Source organism: Planosporangium spinosum (assembly GCF_049999945.1).
Lineage (GTDB): Bacteria > Actinomycetota > Actinomycetes > Mycobacteriales > Micromonosporaceae > Planosporangium > Planosporangium spinosum.
This window is the reverse complement of the sequence record NZ_JBLYUB010000012.1, coordinates 99,080-115,775: the sequence shown is the minus strand read 5'-3', so window position 1 is coordinate 115,775 and position 16,696 is coordinate 99,080. Positions and strand designations below refer to the sequence as shown.

General features: G+C 72.7%; 16 protein-coding genes. 7 read left to right on the top strand and 9 right to left on the bottom strand.

Translation table 11 applies throughout. The annotated features are described in order from the left end of the window. The first annotated feature begins 90 nt into the window (after positions 1–90). Complete coding sequence (locus ACNTMW_RS17715; RefSeq protein ID WP_426634830.1) at positions 91–1,698, top strand: MDR family MFS transporter; 1,608 nt, start codon at positions 91–93, stop codon at positions 1,696–1,698. 59 nt (positions 1,699–1,757) lie between these two features. Here ACNTMW_RS17715 and ACNTMW_RS17710 read toward each other — a convergent pair whose 3' ends face one another. From ACNTMW_RS17710 to ACNTMW_RS17700, 3 genes are all read right to left on the bottom strand, one after another. Continuing rightward, on the bottom strand, positions 1,758–3,308 hold the full coding sequence (locus tag ACNTMW_RS17710) for a deoxyguanosinetriphosphate triphosphohydrolase family protein (RefSeq protein ID WP_426634754.1): 1,551 nt from the start codon (positions 3,306–3,308) through the stop codon (positions 1,758–1,760). 110 nt (positions 3,309–3,418) lie between these two features. Further along, positions 3,419–4,228: an endonuclease/exonuclease/phosphatase family protein gene (locus ACNTMW_RS17705; protein WP_426634752.1), complete on the bottom strand. Its 810-nt coding sequence runs from the start codon at positions 4,226–4,228 to the stop codon at positions 3,419–3,421. A gap of 88 nt (positions 4,229–4,316) precedes the next feature. After that, positions 4,317–5,150, bottom strand: coding sequence for a chitosanase (locus ACNTMW_RS17700; protein ID WP_426634751.1), 834 nt, complete (start codon positions 5,148–5,150; stop codon positions 4,317–4,319). 246 nt (positions 5,151–5,396) lie between these two features. Here ACNTMW_RS17700 and ACNTMW_RS17695 point away from each other — a divergent pair, with 246 nt between their 5' ends. Then, the gene (locus ACNTMW_RS17695; RefSeq protein WP_426634750.1) at positions 5,397–5,963 is read left to right on the top strand and encodes a DinB family protein; all 567 of its coding nucleotides are present in this window, start codon (positions 5,397–5,399) and stop codon (positions 5,961–5,963) included. A gap of 88 nt (positions 5,964–6,051) precedes the next feature. Here the strand turns inward: ACNTMW_RS17695 and ACNTMW_RS17690 are convergent, their stop codons facing one another. Next, entirely contained in the window at positions 6,052–7,269 is a 1,218-nt protein-coding gene (locus tag ACNTMW_RS17690) for an MBL fold metallo-hydrolase (protein ID WP_426634748.1), read from the bottom strand. 542 nt (positions 7,270–7,811) lie between these two features. Between ACNTMW_RS17690 and ACNTMW_RS17685 the strand changes: the two genes are divergently transcribed. Further along, positions 7,812–8,198 carry a hypothetical protein gene (locus tag ACNTMW_RS17685; RefSeq protein ID WP_426634747.1) on the top strand — a complete coding sequence of 129 codons (387 nt, stop codon included), beginning with the start codon at positions 7,812–7,814 and terminating at the stop codon, positions 8,196–8,198. 418 nt (positions 8,199–8,616) lie between these two features. On the opposite strand, the gene ACNTMW_RS17680 is transcribed toward ACNTMW_RS17685, so the two are convergent. From ACNTMW_RS17680 to ACNTMW_RS17670, 3 genes are all read right to left on the bottom strand, one after another. Continuing rightward, a complete protein-coding gene (locus ACNTMW_RS17680; protein WP_426634746.1) occupies positions 8,617–10,092 on the bottom strand; it encodes a serine/threonine-protein kinase in 1,476 nt (491 codons plus the stop codon). Between the two features lie 109 nt (positions 10,093–10,201). Further along, positions 10,202–11,458: a L,D-transpeptidase gene (locus ACNTMW_RS17675; RefSeq protein WP_426634745.1), complete on the bottom strand. Its 1,257-nt coding sequence runs from the start codon at positions 11,456–11,458 to the stop codon at positions 10,202–10,204. A gap of 147 nt (positions 11,459–11,605) precedes the next feature. Further along, entirely contained in the window at positions 11,606–11,812 is a 207-nt protein-coding gene (locus tag ACNTMW_RS17670; protein WP_426634744.1) for a hypothetical protein, read from the bottom strand. A gap of 279 nt (positions 11,813–12,091) precedes the next feature. Between ACNTMW_RS17670 and ACNTMW_RS17665 the strand changes: the two genes are divergently transcribed. After that, on the top strand, positions 12,092–13,120 hold the full coding sequence (locus ACNTMW_RS17665; RefSeq protein WP_426634743.1) for an NADP-dependent oxidoreductase: 1,029 nt from the start codon (positions 12,092–12,094) through the stop codon (positions 13,118–13,120). Here ACNTMW_RS17665 and ftrA read toward each other — a convergent pair. Continuing rightward, positions 13,113–14,111, bottom strand: coding sequence for a transcriptional regulator FtrA (gene ftrA, locus ACNTMW_RS17660; protein ID WP_426634742.1), 999 nt, complete (start codon positions 14,109–14,111; stop codon positions 13,113–13,115). The two genes, ACNTMW_RS17665 and ftrA, sit on opposite strands and share 8 nt — an antisense overlap. 72 nt (positions 14,112–14,183) lie before the next feature. Between ftrA and ACNTMW_RS17655 the strand changes: the two genes are divergently transcribed. Further along, positions 14,184–14,702: a rhodanese-like domain-containing protein gene (locus ACNTMW_RS17655; RefSeq protein ID WP_426634741.1), complete on the top strand. Its 519-nt coding sequence runs from the start codon at positions 14,184–14,186 to the stop codon at positions 14,700–14,702. A gap of 111 nt (positions 14,703–14,813) precedes the next feature. Here ACNTMW_RS17655 and ACNTMW_RS17650 read toward each other — a convergent pair whose 3' ends face one another. Continuing rightward, on the bottom strand, positions 14,814–15,269 hold the full coding sequence (locus ACNTMW_RS17650) for a cell division protein SepF (RefSeq protein WP_426634740.1): 456 nt from the start codon (positions 15,267–15,269) through the stop codon (positions 14,814–14,816). Between the two features lie 681 nt (positions 15,270–15,950). Here ACNTMW_RS17650 and ACNTMW_RS17645 point away from each other — a divergent pair. Continuing rightward, positions 15,951–16,409 (top strand): hypothetical protein, encoded by a 459-nt coding sequence (locus ACNTMW_RS17645; protein WP_426634739.1) that lies wholly within the window; start codon positions 15,951–15,953, stop codon positions 16,407–16,409. Further along, positions 16,406–16,645, top strand: coding sequence for a hypothetical protein (locus tag ACNTMW_RS17640; protein WP_426634738.1), 240 nt, complete (start codon positions 16,406–16,408; stop codon positions 16,643–16,645). The genes ACNTMW_RS17645 and ACNTMW_RS17640 overlap by 4 nt, the downstream gene beginning before the upstream one ends. The last annotated feature ends 51 nt before the right edge of the window (positions 16,646–16,696 follow it).

The window sequence follows — 16,696 nt, the reverse complement described above, 5'->3', positions numbered from 1 at the left end:
CGGCATGTCCGATTCGCCCGTACCCGGCATGTCCACCTTGGAGGCAGCGTGGTGAGCGCAGCGACCACCGCACCATCCGACACCGGACCGATGAGTCACCGCGAGATCATGGAGGCGCTCAGCGGCCTGCTGCTGGTGCTGTTCGTCGCGATGATCAGTGTCACGGTGATGGCCACCGCCCTGCCCCAGATCATCGGCGTGCTGGGCGGCACCCAGACCCAGTACACCTGGGTGGTGACCGCGGCCCTGCTCACGTCGACGGCCGCGACCCCGATCTGGGGCAAGCTGGCCGACCTGTTCAGCAAGAAGACGCTGATCCAGGTGGCCATCGTCGGCTACGTGCTGAGTTCGGTGAGCTGCGGGCTCGCCCAGAACGCAGGGCAGCTCATCGCCGCCCGTGCGTTCCACGGCATGGGCATCGGCGGCCTGCAGGCGCTGGTCCAGGTCGTGATGGCAGCGATGATCCCGCCCCGGCAGCGCGGCCGCTACAACGGCTACCTCGGCGCGGTCATGGCCGTGGCCACCGTGGGCGGTCCGCTGCTGGGCGGCGTCATCGTCGACACGCCGTGGCTGGGCTGGCGGTGGTGCTTCTACGTGGGCGTGCCGTTCGCGGTGATCGCGTTCTTCGTGCTGCGAAAGACCCTGCACCTGCCCACCGTGCGCCGGGACGGCGCGCAGATTGACTACCTCGGCGCCACGCTGATCGCCGCCGGCGTGAGCGTGCTGCTGATCTGGGTCACCTTCGTGCACCACCACTTCGCCTGGCTGTCCTGGCAGACCGCGGCGATGGTCGGCGGCGGCGTGGTCCTGCTGGCCCTCGCGGTGATCGTGGAGGCGAAGGTGGCCGAGCCGATCGTGCCGCTGCGCATCGTGGTGCAGCGCACCCCGGCCCTGGCGATCCTGGCCAGCGTCGCGGTCGGCATGGCCATGTTCGGCGGTGCGGTCTTCCTCGGCCAGTACTTCCAGATCGGCCGCGGCTACAGCCCGACCAAGGCCGGCCTGCTCACGATCCCGATGATGGCCGGCACGCTGGTCTCGTCCACGGTCACCGGCCTGCTGATCACCAGGACCGGCCGGATCAAGCCGTACCTCGTCGCCGGCACGATCTTCCTGGTCGGTGGCTTCGCCGCGCTGTCCCGGATCGACCACGCCACCAAGCTGGTCTACGTCGGCGCGGCCATGGCGCTGGTCGGCATCGGCGTCGGCATGACCATGCAGAACCTGGTCCTGGCCGTGCAGAACACCGTCGCCCTGCGCGACCTCGGCGCGGCCAGCGGCACGATCACGTTCTTCCGGTCGCTGGGCGGCACCATCGGCGTGTCGGTGCTCGGCGCGGTGCTGGCCGACCGGGTCGCCACCGACATCCCGCAGCGGATGGCCACCGCCGGCATCCGCATCCCCCCGGAGGCCGGGGCCAGGACCAACACCCTGGATCTGCACGCCATGCCCAAGCCGATCGCGGACATCGTCCGCGCCGCCTACGGCGACGCCACCGCCGACGTCTTCCTCATCTCCGGTACCGTCGCGGTCGTCAGTCTCCTCGCCGCCGTGGCGCTGCCCCGCATCGTCCTGCGCTCCAGCGTCGACCTGGCGAGGCCGGCCCGAGCCGGGGCGGGTGCACCGGCGTCCGCCGGACCGGCCTCGCGCGCTTCCGTCGGACCGGAGCACTCGCGGTCGGCGTCCGAGCCGGAGCGCTGATTTCCGCAGAGCGCCTACCGGGGCAGCACGGTCGCGTCCGTCGCCCGGACATCGGCCGGTCATAGGACGAACGAGTCCGTCCAGAGCTGGCGCGACCGCCCGGACAACGCGTCGAGCAGCGCCACCGCCTGGCTGTCGGTCAGCGAGGCGACGAAGTCGATGATCGCCCGGCCGCGCGCCATCGCGGCCAGCTCGGCCCGCCTGGGCGCGGCGATCAGGCCGAGTGCGGCCGGGTCGTCGACCAGGGCGGCCAACTCCGCCTGCGCGAGCTCGACCAGGTCGTGGATCCGGCGCGGCAGCCGGGCGGTCTCGTCCGGGTCGACCAGCCAGTCGTACAGCGCCTCCACCAGGGTGCCGATCAGTCGGGCCTCGCCGCGCTGGTGCAGCGCGAGGTCCGGCCGGGCCAGGACGAACCGGTGATGGACGAACTTGAGGACCTGCACCTCGTGCCACTGCGCCTGGGTGAGCAGGACATGCCCGGACCGTACCGGGGGATCGGGCCGCACCTCGATCGCGTCGATGAGTCGGCGGGTCCACCGTGCCGAGAAGCGCGCCACGCTCTGCTCGGCCTCGACCGACCCGTCGAACGGCGCCGCGAGCAGCCCGTCGACCAGCTCCTGCCGGACGTGCTCGACCGCCGCGGCGAACGCGTCGTCGTCCGAGATCCAGTCGTCCTTGCGGCGAAGGTCACGACGGAGCTGCTCGACCGAGCGCCCGGGCCGGCGGGCGGTCGCGGCGAGGGTCTCGGCGTCGATCGTCCGCAGCCGCGCCGCGTCGCGCTGCCAGGCCATCAGCTCGGTCGCCACCGAGCCCTGCTGGAGCACGCCGACCCGGTGGAAGTCCTCGACGTCGTGGATGGCGTACGCGATGTCGTCGGCGGTGTCCATCACCGACGCCTCGACGGTCTGCTGCCAGTCGGCCAGCCGGCCGGCGAACGGCTCACGCGCCTGCCGCAGGTCGACCAGCTCCGTCACATACGCCCCGAACTTGACCGAGCCCCGGGTCGGGTCCTCGGGCGGTGCGCCCGCGCCCCGGGGCGGCGGGTCGAGGTGCCGTACGTGCGGCCGCGGGTACGTGTGGCGGGTCCACGGGTACTTGAGCATCGCCGCCCGGACGGCGGCGGTCAGGTCCAGCCCGATCGTCTCGCCGCGGATCACGGTGCTGGTGACGAGCCGGTACGACTGGGCATTGCCCTCGAAACCGTCGGGGAGAGCGAACCGTTGCCGGGCGAGCGTGTCGAGGACCCGCTCGCCGAGGTGGCCGAACGGCGGGTGGCCCAGGTCGTGGGCGAGCGCGGCCGCCTCGACCACGTCCGGGTCGCAACCGCCCAGCTTGTTCATCAGGTCCCGGTACCGGGGATCGGCGGTCAGCCGTTCGGCGATGGCCCGGGCCACCTGGGCGACCTTGAGGCTGTGCGTGAGCCGGTTGTGTACCAGCAGGCCCGAGCCGCCCGGGCTGATCACCTGGGTCACGCCGCCGAGCCGCGCGAAGTACGGCGAGCTGACGATGCGGTCGCGGTCGACGCGGTAGGGGCTCGCGGCGAGGTCGCCCGGTGCCATCGTCGCCCCGCCGAAGAGGCGCCGGGCACGCAGTTCCTCCGGCACGTCCATGATCCGACATTAGTCGACGCGACGCCGCCCGGTCCGCCGGCGTGGCGGTGAGTCCGGCCACCCGGCCGGCCCGGGGCCCTCTCGTGGCTGTCCCACGTGCCGGCGGACGGTCACGTCCGGAGCGTGAGGTCGAGCTCCGCGACCACCGGGTAGTGGTCGGACGCGGACTCGGCCGCCCCGCCGGAGACGACGCGGCAGCTCCGGACCAACCGCGCGACCGGTTCGGTGCCGAGGACGTAGTCCAGCCGCATCCGGGCGAACTCACCGCCGCCCCCGTACCTGGTGGGCACGGTGTGGTCCGGGCCGGTGCCGGTCCGGTCGGGCGCGCCGGCGCGGCGGCACAGGTCGACGAACCCGGCGTCGACGAGCGCCCGGATCGCCCGGGTGTCCACCTCGCCGGAGGCGCGCAGGTGGCGCCGCCGGTACCGGTCGGGTAGCGCGCGCAGCCGCTCGGTGTGGTCGCGCCACGGATCCAGCGAGTTCAGGTCGCCCATCAGCAGCACCATCCGGTCGCGCGCGGCGCGGGCCGACAACCACCGCGCCTCCCACAGTCGGCGCGTCCCCGAGAACGGGTACAGGTGCGTGCCGATCACGGCGAGGGGGCCGTGGTCGGTACGCAGGGTCAGCTCACCGGCGGCGTGGTGGAACGGGCGGTGAAGGTGCCCGGTGGAGACGACCGCGCCGGGGTCGCGCACCAGCAGGGCGACGGGCTGGCCGAGCCAGGACCGGGTGAGGAAGGGGCACATGCCGGTGGCGTCGGCCAGGTGCCGCATCAGCCGCCCGCCCCGCCGGTGGTAGTGGCGCAGTTCCTGGAGGGCGAGCACGTCCGGCCGGACCCCGGTGACGACCCGGACGATCGCGCCCAGCCGCCCGCCGCGGCCGCCGTTCTTGATGTTGTACGTCATCACCGTCAGCGCCATGGTCGGGGTGTTACCCCGGTGTGGCCCGGCCGACTCGGTGCCCGTCCGCCCCCGGTGGCCGACGGGGGCGGACGGGCACCGGGCGGTACTACTTTGCGATCGTGTACGGGTCGCCGTACACCTTCCACGACAGCGGCGGGTTCAGGTCGAGGTTGCCGTTCTTGACGAACACCCGCTGTGCGGTGTCGACCCGGCTGGTGTCGGCGTGGGCCTCCTCGTGCTTCATGGCCACCTTGCGGGCGTCGAGGAACGCGTTGAGGTACGTCACCTCGTCGCCGCCCTGAACCGGGGGCTTCGCCTTCTTCAGCGCGTTGGCGCGGATCGAGCTGAAGCTGTCCCGGTCGCCGCCGTCGCCGTGCATGACGATCGCGTCGTAGTAGATGAACTGGCCCAGTGCCCGCAGGCCGTCCTGCTTGGCCCGCGATACCGCCGGGTTGAAGTACACCCGGTCGCGCTCGTCGTCCTGGGCCTTCTGGAAGACCGAGTCCTTGGCGGCCGTCGCCCAGTCCTTCGTGAAGTTCGGGTCCAGTCCGGCGTGCGAGTCGGTGCCGTTGACCTTGCGCAGCGCCGGCAGGTACTTGGCCAGCACGTTGCCGGGTTTGCGGTCGGCGTAGAGCTGGACCAGGTCCAGCATGTCCCCGGTGCCCGAGCAGAAGCCGATGATGCCGGCCGTGTACCCGCGGCCGTCGCCGATGTCCTCGATGTACTTGTACTGTGCCCGCCAGTCCAGCGTGGAGTTCTCCGCACTGGACACGATCTGCATCGCGATGTCTTTCTTGTGCGGGTCGTTCAGGTCCACGGACGCCACCGTGGCGGCGCCGGTCGCGGTCGCCGCGCCCGCCGCGTGGTGCAGGGCGAGCGGGACGGAGGCGGTCAGCGTCGCCGCGACGGCGAGGCCGATGATCCTGCGTGAGACGGTCACGGAGCCCCCAGCAGAGATTGATAGGAAATCTGACTTACGAATAAGACCATTCGCGTAGGTCGATGTCAATGCGGTCGGCCGGTGCGATGGTGGCGGTGCCCGAGGACGCGGACAGTGTCGGTGCCGGGTGCGATGATCCGGGCACGCCACGGAAGACGTGCCCACGTGTACGGTGCCGCATGGCGGGCCGCGGGGATGCCGTGTGACGGTGCGGTGGGCTCCAGAGCGGACGAAGGGGATGCTGACATGCCAGTAACTGTCCGACCGGTCGCCGACGAACGGGACGGGCTGCTCGCCTACCTCGCCCAGCAGCGGTACGTTCTCCGGCTCGCCGCGTACGGGCTGACCGACGAGCAGGCGCGGGCCACGCCGACGGCGAGCGCGCTGAGCGTCGGCGGCCTGCTCAAGCACGCCGCGATGGCGGAGCGCAACTGGATGGACATCGTCCTGCGACGGCGGCGCCCGGAGCGGGACCACGAGGCCCATTTCCGGCTGGGGCCGGACGAGACGCTGGCCGACGTTGTCGACGACTACGATCGGGCGGCCAAGGAGACCGACACGGTCATCGCCGGAGTGGCCGACCTCGGACAGCCGGTGCCGGTGCCGCGGGACGCGCCCTGGTTCCCCGCCGACGTGGCGGCGTGGTCGGTGCGGTGGGTGCTGCTGTACCTGATCCAGGAGACGGCGCGGCACGCCGGCCACGCCGACATCGTCCGCGAATCCATCGACGGAGCCACGGCGTTCCCGCTGATGGCCGCCGCCGAGGGCTGGCCCGAGACGCCCTGGATGCGACCCTGGCAGCCGCCCGAGTAGGAGCCCGAGTCCGGGCCCGAGTGGTCGGACCGTCCGGGAAACCCGCCGGCTGGCGTCCACGCCCCGGCCGGTTTCCCGGCCACGACACCTACGCGATCGTCTGCCACCACCCGTCCACGGCGGGCGGATCGTCGACGTTCACGCGCTCGCCCGGCCGGGGTACGGCCAGCCGGATGCCACGCGCCTTCGCCTCGCTCCACAGCCGGTCGGCCGGTTCGCTCCAGTCATGGAACGCGAGGTTGAACGTCGCCCAGTGCAGCGGAATGAGCAGCTCGCCGCGGAGGTCGAGATGAGCGGCGGCACCCTGTTCGGGTGTCATGTGGATGTCCGGCCAGCCACTGCCGTACGCCCCGATCTGCATGAGCGTGACGTCGAACGGACCGTACGCGGCGCCGATGGCGGCGTAGCCGTCGAAGTACCCGGAGTCACCGGTGTAGAAGACACGCCGGGTCGGCCCGATCAGCGCCCACGAGGCCCACAGCGTGTTGTCGCGGGTGAACGCCCGTCCCGAGAAGTGCCGGGCGGCGGTCGCGGTCAGTCGGACGCCGGCGATGGTGGCGGTCTCGTCCCAGTCCAGTTCGATGATGCGGTCGGCGGGTACACCCCACCGGTCGAGGTGGGCGCCGACGCCGAGCGGGACCACGAACGGGGCCGACTGCGTGCGGGTCAGTGCCCGGACGGTCGCCATGTCGAGGTGGTCGTAGTGATCGTGCGAGATGACGACGGCGTCGACCAGGGGCAGCCGGTCCACCGGCACGGGCGGCCGGTGCAGCCGCCGCGGTCCGACCAGCGGCGAGGGGGAGCAGCGCTCGCTCCACACCGGGTCGAACAGCACCCGCCGGCCTTCGATCTCGACCAGCACGGACGAGTGGCCGTACCAGACGACGTGCAGCCCCTCGGGCGTCGGCTCCGGCGCGTCGGGGGTGACCACGGGCACCGGACCCGCCGGCTTGCGCTTGTGCCGGCTGAGCAGCAGGTCGCGCAGCATCTGTCGGCTTGACCCGGGCGGCATCACGTGGGCCGGTACGGGGTTGCGGAAGGCGCCGTCGCGGAACTGCGGGGACCGCCGTACCCGCTCGGCGCGGGATCCGGCAGGCGGGGCACCGAGCGCCGCCCGGACGTCGCGAAGCACCCACGCGGCGGCGGAGCCGGCGACCGCAGCGACCGCCAGCCGGCGCGCCCAGCGGCGGCGCGCAGCGGCATGCGCGGATCGGCCGCCGCCCGCCGGGGCGGCGGCCCCGGTCTCCGCCCTGGCGGTCGCCGCGCCCGTACCACGAGGACCGCTGCCACGCCCTGCGTCCCGCATGCCGGGTCACCTTCCCGTCGTCGATGTCGGAATAGCCAGTGTGCCGGGTCCGGTCGCCGCGGCGCCAGCGAACGGCGATCGACGTGACCGGCACCGCTCCCGCGACGGCGCTCCCATGTGGCGGGCGAGCCTGTGTCGGCGTCCCAATGTCGGTGCCGTGTGTCGGCGTACCCGCGCCGGTGTCGCCGTTCGGCGCCCGGCATCGGTCCGGGCGGCTCGGTTCACGCGTCGGTCCGGGCGGCTCGGCCCACGCCGGCGGCAGCGGGACCCGGGCTGTCACGTTCGGAGGGTGACGGGTCTGCCGTCCCAAAGTTACCGGGATTTCGTCGAACCGGGTGGGTGCGCTCCCACGTACTCATCGACGAGGCTCGCGGCACAGCGAGGCTCACGGCGACGCTCGAGGCGAGGCGGACCTCGGGGCGGCCTCGTCGAGTCGAGGAACTCGCCGAGCCGTGGAACGAGTACGCGAAGACCGGCGGCAGCGGTCACGGTGGCAGGAGAGGTGGATGTCGACGCACACGAGGAAAGCGAATGTCGTACGCGTGACCGGAATCGCGATCGTGTCAGCGGGCCTGCTCGGTCTGGGGATCCATTTCGCGGCGGCGTCGGAGACCGGGTCGACGGGCACCGCGGCACCGACGGTCACGTGTCCGTCGGTGGCGGATCGGCTCACCGGGGTTCCCGCTGGTGCGCAGGCGGGGGTGGGTCAGGAGTTGGCCAACCTTGACCGGCAGATCGCCGAGGCCAACCGGCGGTTGGTCACGTCGCAGGGGCAGGGTGGTCCGAACTTCGTGCAGAACGCGATTCTGGGTCCGTTGGCCGACAAGCGGAAGGCGGCGTTGGATCGCATCGCCATCGACATCAGGCGGGTGGGTGGTCAGCCCCCGGCCGGCCTCGACGCGCTGGCGACCTGCGGACTCAGCCGCTGACCGACCGGGCGTACCGCGCCCGCACGGACGGCCCTCCCCGGTAACACGCCCCGTCGCCGGGGAGGGCTCCCACCGCGCCGCGACGGCCGCTGTCGGAGCGCCGTCCCGCCGGCCGGGAGGGCTGCCGCCGGATCGAACCGTTGGCTGCGCCCGCACGTACTCCACATGACAGGCGCGTCGGTGACGTCATCGACGCCTCGCTGAGACCGCCCTCCCCGGTGGCGCGCCCCCGCCGCTGGGGAGGGCCTCTTTGCGGCCGCCGGACTGCCCGGAACCGCGGGCCGTGTCCGAACGCCCGGGCGCGCCCGATCCGCCGGGGCGGCGGCACGCGTACCCGCGACGCGCGCCCGTGACGCGCATTCCCACGGCGCGTTCACGACGAGCGCGTTCACGACGAGCGCGTTCACGACGAGCGCGTTCACGACGAGGCGGCACCGGTGGCCGCGACCACCTCGGCCACCCGGTCGATCTCCGCGTGCAGCGCCTCGGCCTCCGGCCCGCCGACGCCTCCCTCGCGGACCCGGTCGTCGACCTTGCGGTGCAGGTCGGCCAGGCGCTCCGGCGTCGCCGTGCGATCAAGCTGAGCGATCAGGTTGAGTAGGTCCTGTGCCACGTCCGGGCGGATCCCGCCCTCGGCGCGGTCGTCGGTGACCGTACGTCGCAGCCGGTCGACCGCCTCCCTCAGTTCCCCTCCGGTCGGCCGGGGCCGCGGTGTCGGGGACGCGCTCGCTGTTCGCCGATCGCCAGGCGTCGGCGTAGCGGCGGGGACGGGCGTACCCGGCGTCGCCGGGCCGACGGCCCCCGGCACCGGAGCGCCGGCCCGCGTCCCGAGGGAGACGGCCAGGTACGCGAGCGCGGAGACCACGACCGCGACGATCGCCACGGCCGTGACGGCGAGGGCGCGGTGAGCCTGCCCGGCCGCGTGCGACCCGGTCAGCTCGGTGGCTGCCAGGATGTCCGGGCGGGTTGTCGATGGTGGGCCGGCCGCCACGTCCCCCGCACCCCCGACCGCGGCTGCCGGGTCCGGTACGGTGGTCGCCCGGTCCGGCGCGGCGTCGGTCCGCCGGTCGGTCTGTGTCAGCCCGAGCAGGATCGCCGCGACCTCGCTCGCGGCCGGTCGGTCGCCGGGGTCCTCGGCCAGGCACCGCCCGACCACGGCGGCGAAGCCGGCGGGTACCGCGTCCGGCAACGGCGCCGGCGCCGTCTCCCGTGCCGTGGCCAGCTCCTCCCAGGTGTTGGCCGGGTGCGGGGGAGTGCCGGTGACCATCTCGTGCAGCAGCACACCCAGCGCGTACACGTCGGTGGCGGCCTGTGCCGGCAGCCCGTCGAGGCGTTCGGGGGCGACGTAGGCGGGCGTGCCGAACGTTATCCCGGTGCTGTCCTCGTCGGGCTCGCCGATCGCGGCGCTGATGCCGAAGTCGACGACCTTCACGCCGGAAGGCGTGAGCATCACGTTGCCGGGGGTCACGTCGCGGTGTACGACGCCCTGCTCGTGGGCGGCCGCCAGCGCGCCCGCGGTGGCGGCGCCGATCGCGGCCGCCTCGGACCAGGGCAGCGCCCCACGGGTGAGCCGGGCGGCGAGCGACTCGCCACCGAGGAGTTCCATGATGACGAACGGTCGTACCGAGCCGTCGGGGCGGACCGCCTCGGCGTAGTCGTGTACCGCCGCGACGTGCGGGTGTGACAGCCGGGCGGCCGCGCGGGCCTCCCGGTGGACCAGGTGGTGCAGCCCTTCGGCGGCGTACCGCTCGGCGAGCAGTTTCAGCGCGACGGGCCGACCCAGCACCTCGTCGCGGGCCCGCCACACCTCGGCCATTCCGCCCATTTCAATCCGGGCGAGTAGCCGGTAGCGCTGAGCGAGCAGCGTGCCCGTCGACGGCCATTGCGCACTCATCAACGGCAAGCTGACCCGACATGGTGCCGGATGTCAATGCCAAAGCCGGCGGGCCGGGTCCGTCCGACGCCCCGGCACGGCGCGAACGAAGCCGTACCCGCCCGGCGCCTCAGGACGCCGTCGGCTCGGGAGTTGCCTCCGCGGACGAGCCGGGCGCCGGGCTGCCGGAGCGGTCGGTGCCGCCCTGGAGCGCGCTGCCCTTGACGAAGTCGTCCCACGGCAGGTCCCAGGCCGTCCAGCCGTTGCCCTGGCCCAGGTGCCGCTCGGTGCCCTTGACGACCACCGGATCGCCCACCTTGACCCAGTTGTAGATCCACTGGGCGTTCTCCAGCGAGATGTTGACGCAGCCGTGCGAGACGTTGGTGTGACCCTGTTGGGCGACCGACCAGGGCGCGGCGTGGATGAACTGCCCGTCCCAGCTCAGCCGCTCGGCGAACTGCACGTCGGTGCGGTAGCCGTCGGGGGAGTTGACCGGGGTGCCGTAGGTCGACGAGTCGAAGACGGTCTTGTCCAGCTTCTCCATGATCGTCATGGTGCCGGAGAACGAGGGGTGTTCCGGGCTGCCGAGGCTGACCGCCATCGTCTTCACCACCTGGCCGTCCTGGGTGGCGGTCAGCTGTTTGGACGCGTTGTCGACCGAGATGACCCGCTTCGTGGTGTCGATGCGCGCGTCGATGGTGATGTCCTGCTGGCCGTAGCGGCCACCGCCGACCGGCAGGCCACCGAGCGCGAACCGGCCGTGGATCCTGGTGCCCGGCTGCCAGTACTCCTTCGGCCGGTACTCGACCTGGGTGTTGGAGTCCCAGTGCCATACGCCGGGCTGTGCCGGCTCGCTGGCGACGAACAGGCGCCGCTCGACGGCCGCGCGGTCGGCCGGCGCCACCCCGCCCTGCTTGAACTCGATCACGATCGGCATGGCCTGGCCGTAGGTCACGTTGTCGCTCATGTACAGATGAGCGTCCATGCGGTTGGCCGGCCGTTGCATCGTGGTGAACGTCGTGGTCTGCCGGACGTTCGTGCCCGCGGCGGACCGGGCCGTGACCACGGCGGTGTAGGTCGTCGCGTAGTCGAGCGGCTCGTCGGGCACCCAGGAGCTGGCGTCGTCGCGCAGCTTGCCGGTGACCTGCTTGCCCGCACCGTCGGTGAGCGCGACGGAGGTGAGCGTGCTGCCGCGGTCGGACAGCCCGAGTTCGGCGGAGACGGGGACGTCAGCGGCCTTGTCGGCGGGGTCCACCTTCAGGACCGGGCTCGGGCTGCTGCTCGGCCGGGCCGGTTCGACGAACCTGGCGCCGGCCGTACCGCAGCCGGACAGCCCGAGCGCGCCGACCAACATCGTGACCAGGACAGCGCGCCGTTGTCGTCTCATGATCTCCTCGTCCGCATCGCGAGCACCCCCACCTGTTTATCAGGTGGACGCACGTGATCCGGTGCGTTGCGACCCGGCATGCACCTGAATTGCAGTGAATTATCCGAAAGTACGGCGCGGGAACCCGCCGGGTGACGAAGCGGCCGGTCACTGGGAAGGCTGGGGTACCTGGCAGTTGACCTTCGGGTTGACGCCGACGTAGTTCAACGGGCCGGCGAGCACGGTGACCGCGGTGGTGCCCGCCTTGGCACAGTTGTCGTTGGAACTGTTGAAGTATCCGCGCTGGCCGGCCGCCACGGCCCCGATGATCAGCCAGATGAGAATGATGACGCCGCCTATGCCTCCGGTACGCACCGCTGCCTCCAGGTGGGATCCAGGTCAGGTCGAGGTGTGGGGGACCGCCGGCGGTGCTGGGTGGACCGCCGGTGGGTGGCGGGGTGATACCCATCGTCCGTCGATGGCTAAACGGCTCGGCCGTCGATGGCTGAACGGTGCCGGCGGAGCGTACGCGAGTCCGCCTCAGCTGTGCACCGGCCCGGGACACCATCGCGCGGTTGCCCGCCCGCCGTCACCGAATAACGTGGAACCAGCGGCGTCTTCGCCGGATCCGCCGCGTGCCCGACAGGAGCTGCCATGACCGGAGCCGACACACCCACGGCGACCACCAGCCGCGAGATCCACCTCGCCGCGCGCCCCGAGGGCTGGCCCACCGCCGGAAACTTCCGGCTCGTGGCGGTACCGGTACCCGAGCCCGGCCCCGGCCAGGTGGTGGTCCGCAACCTGGTGATGTCCGTCGACCCGTACATGCGGGGCCGGATGAACGCCGGAGAGTCGTACGTCCCGCCGTTCCGCGTCGGGGAGGCGCTCGACGGCGGCGCGGTGGGTGAGGTCGTCGCGTCGGCCAGCCCCGACCTCGCGGTCGGCGACACGGTCCTGCACGGGCTCGGCTGGCGTGAGTACGCGCTGCTCGACGCGGCGAAGGCGCGCAAGGTCGACACCGCCGACGTGCCGCCGTCGGCCTATCTCGGCGCGCTCGGCATGGTCGGGCTGACCGCCTACGTCGGGCTGCTCGACATCGCCGCGATGAGGCCGAGCGACACCGTCTTCGTCTCCGGCGCGGCCGGCGCGGTGGGCAGCATCGCGGGGCAGATCGCGAAGCTGCGCGGCTCACCCCGGGTCATCGGCAGCGCCGGCTCGGCGGCCAAGGTCGAGTACCTCACCGGCACGCTCGGGTTCGACGCGGCGTTCAACTACCGGGACGCACCCGTGGCCGACCAGCTCAGGGCGGCCGCACCGGACGGCATCGACGCGTACTTCGACAACGTCGGCGGCGACCACCTGGAGGCGGCGATCTCGGTGTTGAACCCGCACGGGCGGGTCGCCCTGTGCGGCGCGATCTCGCAGTACAACGCGCCGGAGCCGGAGCCCGGGCCGCGCAACCTGTTCCTCGCCGTCGGTAGGCGGCTGACCCTGCGCGGGTTCATCGTCGGCGACCACGCCGACCGGATGCCCGACTTCCTGGCCGAAGCCGGCCGCTGGCTACGGGAGGGGCGGCTGCGCGTCGACGAGACCGTCGTCGAGGGCATCGAGAACGCCCCCGACGCGTTCCTCGGCATGCTGCGGGGCGCCAACCGCGGCAAGATGCTCGTCCGCCTCACCTGACCGGCCGGTGCGGGACGCCGCCCATGCGGAACGACCGGCGGTAGGCCGACGGCGACGTTCGCATCACGCGCTGGAAGTGGTGCCGGTACGTCACCGCGGTGTCGAAACCGACCGCGGTCGCGACCTGTTCCACGGGCGTGTCGGTCTCGGACAGCAGGGCGAGACTGGCCTGGATCCGCTGGCCGATCAGCCAGCGGATCGGGCTGGTGCCGGTGCCGCGGGCGAAGTGACGCAGGTACGTCCGGGGCGAGGTGTGCGCCACGCGGGCCAGTACCTCCACCGTGATCGGTTCGTTGAGGTGCGCCAGCGCCCACTCCATGCTCCGGGCGACCCGGTCGTCGGCCGGGTCGGCCGCGACCGGCGACTCGATGAACTGGGCCTGCCCGCCGTCGCGGTGCGGTTGGATCACCAGCCGGCGCGCGACGGCGTTGGCGACCGACGGGCCGAAGTCCCGGCGGACGAGGTGGACGCACAGGTCCAGGCCGGCGGCGCTGCCGGCGCCGGTGAGTACGTCGCCGTCGTCGACGTAGAGCACGTCCGGGTCGACCGTGACCCGCGGGTACCGGCGTCGCAGCAGGTCGGCGTAGCGCCAGTGCGTGGTGGCGCGGCGCCCGTCGAGCAGGCCGGCGGCCGCGAGTGCGAACGCGCCGGAGCAGATGGACACCACCCGCGCTCCGCGCCGGTGCGCCGCGCGCAGCGCCTCGGTCAGCGCCGGGTCGGGGTCGCCGGTGACGTCGGGAACGCCGGGGACGATCACCGTCTCCGCGCCCGCGAACACCTCCAGCCCGTACGGGGTGTGCAGGGCGGCGCCGCCGATGACGCGAACCGGGCCGGGTCGCTCCGCGCAGATCGTCAGCTCGTACCAGGGCGGGTCGAACTCGGGCCGGGGGAGCCCGAACACCTCCGTCACGATGCCGACCTCGAAGCCGGACATGCCGTCGTAGGCGAGGACCGCGACGGCCGGCCCGCGCCCCGGAACCGTTCGCGCCATGGCGGGATCTTAGCGGACAGCGTCGATCACGCCACTGTCGGCGCGGCCGCGTCGACCGCGATGCTGAGTGCCATGACCACCGAAAACCCGACCTCGGAACACCTGACCACCGGCATGTCGGCCCCGCCGCGGTCCGCGGTGCTCGCCGTGCCGCCGGCCGATCCGGTTCGCGCCGCCGCGCACTTCGCGGCCCGCCTGTCGTACGAGGCCGACGTCTCCGACGTGCACGCCGACCTGACGGCGGGGGTGGCGGGCCTCATCGTCGTGGACTCGCGCGGCCTCCCGGCGTGGCGGCAGGGGCGCATCCCGGGCGCGGTCCACCTGCCGACCGCCGACATCGCCGCGCGCGCCCGGACGCTCATCGCCTCGGACGCGGTCGTGGTGACGTACTGCTGGGGGCCCGGCTGCAACGGCGCCACCCGGGCGGCACTGGAGTTGGCGACGCTCGGTTACCGGGTCAAGGAGATGATCGGCGGGTACGAGTACTGGGTGCGCGAGGGCTTGCCGGTGCAGACGGCCGCCGGGGTGACGGCGCGTCCGGTCGACGATCTCACCGCGCCGGCCGGGCCGGGGATTTCCTGCGAATGCTGAACCGGCCGGCTCGCCGGTAGCGGTGAGCCGGCCGCCGTGTCGCCCGGCACCCACGCCGGTCCACTGTGTCCGGCTCTGTCCACTACCGACAGTGCGGGCCGGACACCGGCGTCAGGACTGGTCGAAGAAGTCGCCCCCCGCCACCTGGGGCCGGCCGCCGGTCAGGATGGTGACGCCCGCGGGGGCGAGGAGGAACACCCCGCGGGTGAGTCGGTGGATGTCGCCGCGGCGACCGAAGATCAGGCCGGCCGCGAAGTCGACGATGCGCCGCGCGTCCGAGTCGTCGAGCGCGGACAGGTCGATGACCACCGGGATGTCCTGGCGGTAGTACTCGCCTATGATCCGGGCGTCCCGGAAGCTGTGCGCGTGGATCGTGGCGATCTCGAAGCGGTCGTTGTCGGTGCCGGCCTGCCGGTGGCCCTGGTGCTGCTGCTCGACGCCGGCGTACTGGTCGAGGTGGATCGTCCGCCGGCGCCCGGCCGCCCGGAGTTCGGTGGCCGGGCGCCGACGTGCCCAGCGGTCGTCGTACCCGACCGGGTCATCGTCGTAGATGGCATCCGGGTTCACATCGTCCTCGCTATCCTCGGCAAGCCCGAGCCAGACACCGGCCCTACGCAGCGACTCCACCTGAACTTCCCCCGCTCGTGTCGTGCTCGTCTCCGTGGCTCCCGCCGGAAGCGCCGCGTGTCGATCACAACCGATGCGTCGGAGCTTTGACGGTACGCCACCGAGAGCGTCCGCGCGCCGAATAGCCGCGGCGCGCCGACGAACCGGTAGTACCCCGGATGCGGCTGTGTGATCACCCGACTTCAGCGGGCGCCCGGAGTACGGTCAGGTCGGTCCGATCGGAGGTTGACGCCGGGCGCCGACCATGCCGCCGGATCAGTCGAAGTCGAAGATCGAGTGCCGGTCGTAGACGTGCGGGATGTACCGGCATTCCCGGCAGATCAGCAGCGTGACGCGATGGCTCGTCCCCCCACCGGCTGTCGAGCCGGCCCTCTTCCCGGTCGACGTGGGTGTGCCGGCACGGCGGGCAGGTGAGCTGCGGTGCTCTCGGGCGCCTCATGCGGCCGAGTATGGCAACGCCCGGCCACCGTCGGCGGCTGCCGCGGGGATCAGTGGGTTTCGCGCCGAGGGCCGTGGGCAAGCATCCAGATGGCATCGAGCGGGACCGGCGGGCACGGACCCGGCGGGTACGCAAGCGAGCGGCACGGCCGCGCAACGGTAGTCGAACGTGGGGTGAGTGACGTGGGTGACCGGCAGGAACAGTCACCGGTAGGCAGGAAGGCCGAGAGGGCGGTGGATGAGCGCGGGCTGTACGGTCCCGGATACCTCGACGAGATCACCGAGCCCGAGGATGAGGCGCGGCAGGCCCGCGAGGCCGCCGAACGCGACGACGTGGCCGACCATCCGATCGACCCGCAGATCTACCGGGACGGTGGTCCGACCGAGACGCCGGGGATGGTGACGACCACCGGGGGCAAGGCGGGGCCGGCGAGCGTCCGCCGGGTCGCGCGGCAGGGGCCCGACGTGGCCCCGACGACCACCGGCGACGCCACGAGCGGCGGTCTGGGCACGCCGGTCGGTGGTTCCACCAGCGACGCCACGACCGGCGGTAGCACCGGCGGCACGATCGTCGGCGGCTCGGACGTCGATCCGGACCGGGCGTACAACCCGGAAGAGGGCGCCGGCGCGGACCGCACGTGACGCGCGGGTTTCTGCTGGTCGGCCCGGAGTCCAGCGGTACGGAGCCCACCGCCGAGCTGCCGCGGCGGGCCGGCTGCCGGAACGTGCGCCGCGCGTACCGTGAAATCTTCGCCGGCATCGCCGAACTCGACCTGCCGTACCTGGTGTCCAGCTACGAGGCGGACGCGAGGTGGTGCGGTGCCGGACCGGCCAGGACCGGCCCGCCGCCGGGAGCGTGGTCCGCCGGCCAACGGTGATAGTCGATCTGCGGCCCGCTGGCACCCGGTGCGTCGACCGCGCTCACCGAC

Coding starts and splice junctions, on each gene's coding strand:
- ACNTMW_RS17715 (WP_426634830.1), top strand. CDS start 91: ATGAGTCACCGCGAGATCATGGAGGCGCTCAGCGGCCTGCTGCTGGTG.
- ACNTMW_RS17710 (WP_426634754.1), bottom strand. CDS start 3,308: ATGGACGTGCCGGAGGAACTGCGTGCCCGGCGCCTCTTCGGCGGGGCG.
- ACNTMW_RS17705 (WP_426634752.1), bottom strand. CDS start 4,228: ATGGCGCTGACGGTGATGACGTACAACATCAAGAACGGCGGCCGCGGC.
- ACNTMW_RS17695 (WP_426634750.1), top strand. CDS start 5,397: ATGCCAGTAACTGTCCGACCGGTCGCCGACGAACGGGACGGGCTGCTC.
- ACNTMW_RS17690 (WP_426634748.1), bottom strand. CDS start 7,269: ATGCGGGACGCAGGGCGTGGCAGCGGTCCTCGTGGTACGGGCGCGGCG.
- ACNTMW_RS17680 (WP_426634746.1), bottom strand. CDS start 10,092: ATGAGTGCGCAATGGCCGTCGACGGGCACGCTGCTCGCTCAGCGCTAC.
- ACNTMW_RS17675 (WP_426634745.1), bottom strand. CDS start 11,458: ATGAGACGACAACGGCGCGCTGTCCTGGTCACGATGTTGGTCGGCGCG.
- ACNTMW_RS17665 (WP_426634743.1), top strand. CDS start 12,092: ATGACCGGAGCCGACACACCCACGGCGACCACCAGCCGCGAGATCCAC.
- ftrA (WP_426634742.1), bottom strand. CDS start 14,111: ATGGCGCGAACGGTTCCGGGGCGCGGGCCGGCCGTCGCGGTCCTCGCC.
- ACNTMW_RS17655 (WP_426634741.1), top strand. CDS start 14,184: ATGACCACCGAAAACCCGACCTCGGAACACCTGACCACCGGCATGTCG.